The sequence below is a fragment of the Carnobacterium sp. genome, assembly GCF_032094055.1.
GTDB lineage: Bacteria > Bacillota > Bacilli > Lactobacillales > Carnobacteriaceae > Carnobacterium_A.
Genome location: NZ_DAMDAK010000110.1, coordinates 1,023 through 6,701, shown reverse-complemented (window position 1 = coordinate 6,701; position 5,679 = coordinate 1,023). Strand labels below are relative to the sequence as shown.

Genomic DNA, 5,679 nt, shown 5'->3' with positions numbered 1-5,679 from the left:
CAAGCTGCTCATTTGACAGTTTATTTCCTTTATCATCTTCAAAGTAAACAGTTATCTGCTTTTCTTTTAAAACTTCTGAAACTGGATCAAGTTGTAAAAATTCCAGCCATACAATGTTATTCGTAATTCTTCTTGTTTGGCTTAATAATTTAACCGCAACTTGCGGTGTTTCGTTCCTGCCGCGAGTTGTCTTGATATTTAACAATGGCACCATCGTTTCTTGCGGCAAATGTCCTCCATGAATATATTGGTAACCACCGCCTGCTAAAGCAAAGCGGTTCGTTCCTCTTGGCACAAGCACATAGCCCGCTGAGTTTGCGAGTTCTCCTAATGGAAAACTCAATCCAATTGACAAAGGCATTTCTTCTTTTGAAAGAATAAAGCGTTTATTATAAACCATCCCTTCAAGATTGTTATCCAATGTTACTTTCTCAACCGGCTGAACAGGCTTTCTACTATATAGGAACCCGTGATCTGCTGTAACAAATAATTGTGCTGCACTAACTTCTGTTGCCAAACGAGTTAGTAATCTTTTTACTTGTTGAAGCGTTTCTTCTACAGCACTGAACACATCATTTTCGGTGATTCGTTGATCGCCAATTGCATCGATACGATTATGGTAAATGTAAATCAGCTTCTTCCCAGCAAATGTTGAACGCAATTCATTTCGGTTCATCTGATTTATAGTATCATAACCGATAGCAAGTGATTTTTTAGAACCCATTCGCTGAAGTATCTCATTTCTTTTTTCAATACTTTCAGATGTCAAACCATCCACATCCACTTTTCCGCTTGGTTGAATCATCAAGTATTTGTGCGGTAATAACGCCGCCATTCCCAATGCTGTATTGGATGGCAATTCCGTTTGCATAGCTGACAGGCTTCCACTGAACCGATTTTCTTCCATCAAGCGCTGAAACAATTCTTTCCCGGATTCATACCGCAATCCGTCTGATATAATCACAATGACTTTCTTATCTTGTTCTACAAAAGGCTGAATTTCATTCACATAAAAATCTTGTTGTTTACTCTCATCTATTAAATTTGATTGCGGTTCTTTCATCACTAATTTGTCCCATTTTTTTGTAAATGGTTCTAAAAATGTATGTTGATATGACTGTTCAACTGTCTCCTTCAAGCTTTCAAATGGAGAGAGTAGACCGGTCAGCTGATCATAATAGAAATGGAATTTCCGATAAGCTTGATCTATTCGATAAAAATCTGTTTGATACTTTAGCCATACATCCTGTTCATTCTTCAGCTCACCAAGTATACTGTTCATTTCACTGATGGACTTGAACAGTTTGAGACTCCAACGCAAGGCATGATACGCTGCTCGGTAATCTGTATACCAAAAGGTCCCTCTTCTTCGGACAATCAATTGGTCATAATACTCGTAGTCTATCCCGCCATCAGCCAATTGGCCTGCAATTTGTTGAACTAGGTAACGGTCAAACCATTGGAAAGTTTCTACTTCAGCAATATTTGTTAACGAAACTTCATTGAATAATTCATCAATTCCAATTTCTTTTTCTAAACGATTGGCAACACGAGTATAACTTTCTTGCTGGTCTTTAAAATTCGTCCATTGGTTAATAAAAATAATCGTTTGATTCGTTTTCGGCAAAACATATTGCTTAAGAGATTTTGGAAGTTCTTCTGGCCATTCGCTTGCCAAATGAGTAACGAATAATTGCTCTGACAATGACTTAATGGATAATTTAGTGTTTTTGCTGGTTTCTAGATTGAATCCAAAAAGACGATCTGTTATCGCCCAAAAACGGTTTACATTTCCAAATTTCTGAATATTTTTCCAACGAACAGTTTGCCCTTGGATAATCTCATTGAATAACTCGATAAAACTAGCTATCCAATCTGATTGGTCAGCCTTTGTTAATACTGCTAGAATACAAAATTCCATCGTATCCGCATTTTGAGTGACCAGTTGCTGAAAGAGACGATTAAATTTAGTCGTTCGTTCTTTAGATTTGAAAAAAATCTGATACTGTTTAGCCACAAAAGTTAATTTGTCGTTTGTTGCATCAATGCCAATGGTCGCATAAAATTGACTTTCGTGATCTAACTTTAATTCCTGACTATATAACAAAACACCTAACAAAGGATTTTCTTGATCAGCAGGACGTTTGATTGCAAAATATAATAATATATTCTTTTCTGACTGTTCTTTTTCAATTTGGTAATGGGTGTAAAAATAGTTGTGATCGTTAACTTCCAGCAATTCAAATAACGGACTGTTATTATGCAGCTCTTTTACTCGTTCAGCATATTGCTTCTCTTCATCATATAAATAAAGAATCTTTCGTTTCTCGCCTGTTTGAAGAGGCGAGCTAAAAAAATGTTGAATTTCAGTTTCAATTTCAGTTGCCACTAAACTCCCTCTTCCTTTTTGTTAAATTTTTTCAAGTAAATTCATCTTCACTAATTTTCCTGCTTGATCTTTTACAACTTCGATATTTTGAAACTTCGCATAGTTTACTTTTACTCCGTCATCCAAATCTAATTCAATTCGTTGTTTTGCCATATGGTCTAGCACTTCTGCATACTGATTAATTTCTGCTTTGTCTTTCCAATAATTTTCAATAGCTTTTAATGCTGCTGCTTTTGCTTGACGTGAAGCATTTTCATCATCCACCACATGCTGTTCCAAAGCAATGAAATTATCTAGTGTTCTGCTTTGCAGCAAGACATAATCTGTCCGAATTCGTGCAATCGTATCTCGATCATATCGGTGTAAGTATACGAGTCCTTTAAAAGCTCCCCGTTTCCCGCTGCTGAACATCCAATAAATGGGTCTCTTTTGATAAATTTTCAAATGGTCTTTATAAAAGTCTTTAATGAAATAACGGCGAATGCATTCTCGAGCATTTTCATTATTCTTTTTCCCAACCGCTTCTGCAATAAACAATAAATTTTCTTCCAGTGTTTCTTGCCCGTAAATCATTCCGACTAGTTCTTCTATCTTATTCATCACATCATCTTCAAAAAATACTTCTTGTGTAATGGGAATAATATTATCAGTATCAGGCTGGTAAGTTTTATAGCAAGATGCATCCCATTCTCCACCAGCATAAGCCAATCCTTCTTCATCTAATGAATAACGCCCAAAAATAATTCCAATCAAATAAGACAAAAAGCTTTTCACATCTCTTGCTTTATCCGCTTTTCGAATCGTCACATCTTTATCCTCTACTTCGGGAGTTAATTCATCCTGCAAACCATAAATGTCAATAAAGATTCGGTTTAACTCTTCTTCATTACTCTTTAACTGACTGAATTGTTCAGCAGTAAACTCATTCCAAGATGTGAATGAATATGAAATTAGATTACTTTCATATTCCAAAAATGGATGTCTTTTAAAATCCCAGGAGGTTTCAAAAGAGTCCCAGTCTTTTTTTGAAGATATAATGTTATTTTTCACCAACTTAGTGATGTTTTTTCTATTTTCTTGTTTTAAGATAACTGGTAATTTTTTTACTGTTCCAGAACCTGTATTTATTGTTGGATTAATCAATTTAAAAAAGTAATTTGTAAGATTAGTATTCAATAAACCTAAAAAGTAAAAAGCATATTCTTCATTGTCAGCAAAAAAACCATTTGCTCCAGAATCAAATATATATCCTTCGCTATAATATCTTGCATGGAATAGACCTGATGTAACTCCAGTCCATGTTATACCAGGTTTAAAGTAATAAGATTCATTGCTTATTTTCCAACCTAGATTATCTCCCAATTCTGGATATACTTGTTTAGTATTTTCTTTTATTTCATATCCATTATTTTCCCAATTTACAACATATTCATTATTTCCATACCATTTTCTGAAATACCCTCCCTTATTATAAGGAACCCATTTATTTTTATTAATAAGATTTCCATAAGAAGAATTGTTAAGTGAAAAATCACTTATCTTTACTTCAAACCATTTTCTTAAAAACCTTTCATTATCCCCAGTTCTCATTCCTATCCCAGCAAAGCCAAAATTTTCTAAATTTCTTTCAAAAAACAAATCTATAACATTGTCACTTGCCCAATATGCAATCGGGCTTTCAGGAATAGCAGAAAAACTTTCTTGTTTTACATTATAATATAATTCTATTTTTTTAAATGAATTCTGTTTCTCTGCAGCATTAGGAATATCTGTCATACGAATATAGGTACTTCTATAACCTTGAATAATTTTTTTCTTCAAAATGAACGTCGTATTTTGTACAACTTCTCCGCCGATTTCTTCAAAAGTTCTAGTACCTAAATGTATCATATTAATCATCGTCTCATTAATAAGCAGCTTTTCTCTTAACTTTTCATAAGAAGATAAAAACATCCATGAATGTTGATTAATAGTTGCTGTATAACAATTTTTTTTAGTAAGTTTTTTTGTGACTTCCATAAACACTGCAAATAAATCACTTTTTTCATCTGAATAATACTTCTTCACGTATTTTGAAAGTCCTGCATCCATTCCCTTAGATCCCATATAAGGCGGGTTCGTTACGACCACTTCGTATTGTTTGGCCAGTATTTTATATTGGTTCAACAAGTCTTCTAATAGCGGCAATGTGTATTCCACCAGTTCACTAGTAAAAATATCTATTTCACCATAGTGTTTGAAATAAGCCATTTGCTCTTCAATACATTTTGTATCTACGCTAGGAACTTGAATAATGGAACCGTATAGTTTTGCGTCTCTGAATGTGTCCACTAGCATTTCTGTTTCTTCAAGTAGCGTTTCATCTTCTTTAGCAAATAAATACACATCTTCTTGCGTGATTTCATTGCTTTCTTCGATGCTATGAATGTGAACTGAAAACTTCCTGCTGAATAATCGCTGATCGTATGAACGAGCTTTCATGATAACAGCAAATGTCGCCAATTGGGCCGCACGACGATCAATATCTAACCCAAATAAATTATTTTCCAAAATCAACTTGGGTATCTCTCTTTCAGAATACCCACGAGAAAGATAGATCTTATAAAAGAGCTCAAAGGCATAAACTAAGATATGCCCTGAACCGCAACAGGGATCCAAAAATTCTATTTCTTCAATATTCAGTTTTGGATTCTTCAAGTCTTCCAGCTGCTGTAAAACTTCACCGCTTTGCTCGGCGTCTTCTAAATAATACGCTAATGATTCCTGCAGATTCTTGTCTGGATGAGATTCCAACCACAATCTTCCGAGTGAATTATCTACCATATATTCGACGATCCAACGGGGGGTAAACAATTGCGTAGCGGCTGGAATATCATTTTTGCCAATTTTTTGATTTTTCTTTAAATTAGCAAAAACTAAGTCTTTTTGTTCAGAAATATAGAATTGATATAACCAGCCGACGATTTCAACATCTTTCCAATCTTCTTCATCGATCAAATGAACAATATCGTGAATCACACTATTTTCGTCCAGTAAATTATCCGGCAGCAATAAAGCCAGGTCATCAGAAATATATTCAAAAACATTGGGTATGATTTCCCCCAGCTTATTGCATTGATTGACCAATAAATACTGGTACAATTCTTCGTTTTTATTTTCATCTTGCAATTTAAAAATCCATTCCCGGTCTAAATCCAATTCTTCGCTCAATTCCAGGATATGAGTCAAGGCATCTGGTTCAGATTTTCCTGGAGTTTGCGAAGACAGAATCGACATGCGAGTAGGGAGAT

Annotated in this window: 2 protein-coding genes; both read right to left on the bottom strand. The window is 34.7% G+C overall.

The window, feature by feature from the left end:
* Nucleotides 1–2,389: BREX-1 system phosphatase PglZ type A (pglZ, locus tag RT405_RS12495; RefSeq protein WP_313470115.1), on the bottom strand; the 2,389-nt coding region annotated here is incomplete at its 3' end.
* A gap of 21 nt (nt 2,390–2,410) precedes the next feature.
* Nucleotides 2,411–5,679, bottom strand: a 3,269-nt coding sequence (gene pglX, locus RT405_RS12490; RefSeq protein WP_313470114.1) for a BREX-1 system adenine-specific DNA-methyltransferase PglX, incomplete at its 5' end; no start/stop codon positions are given.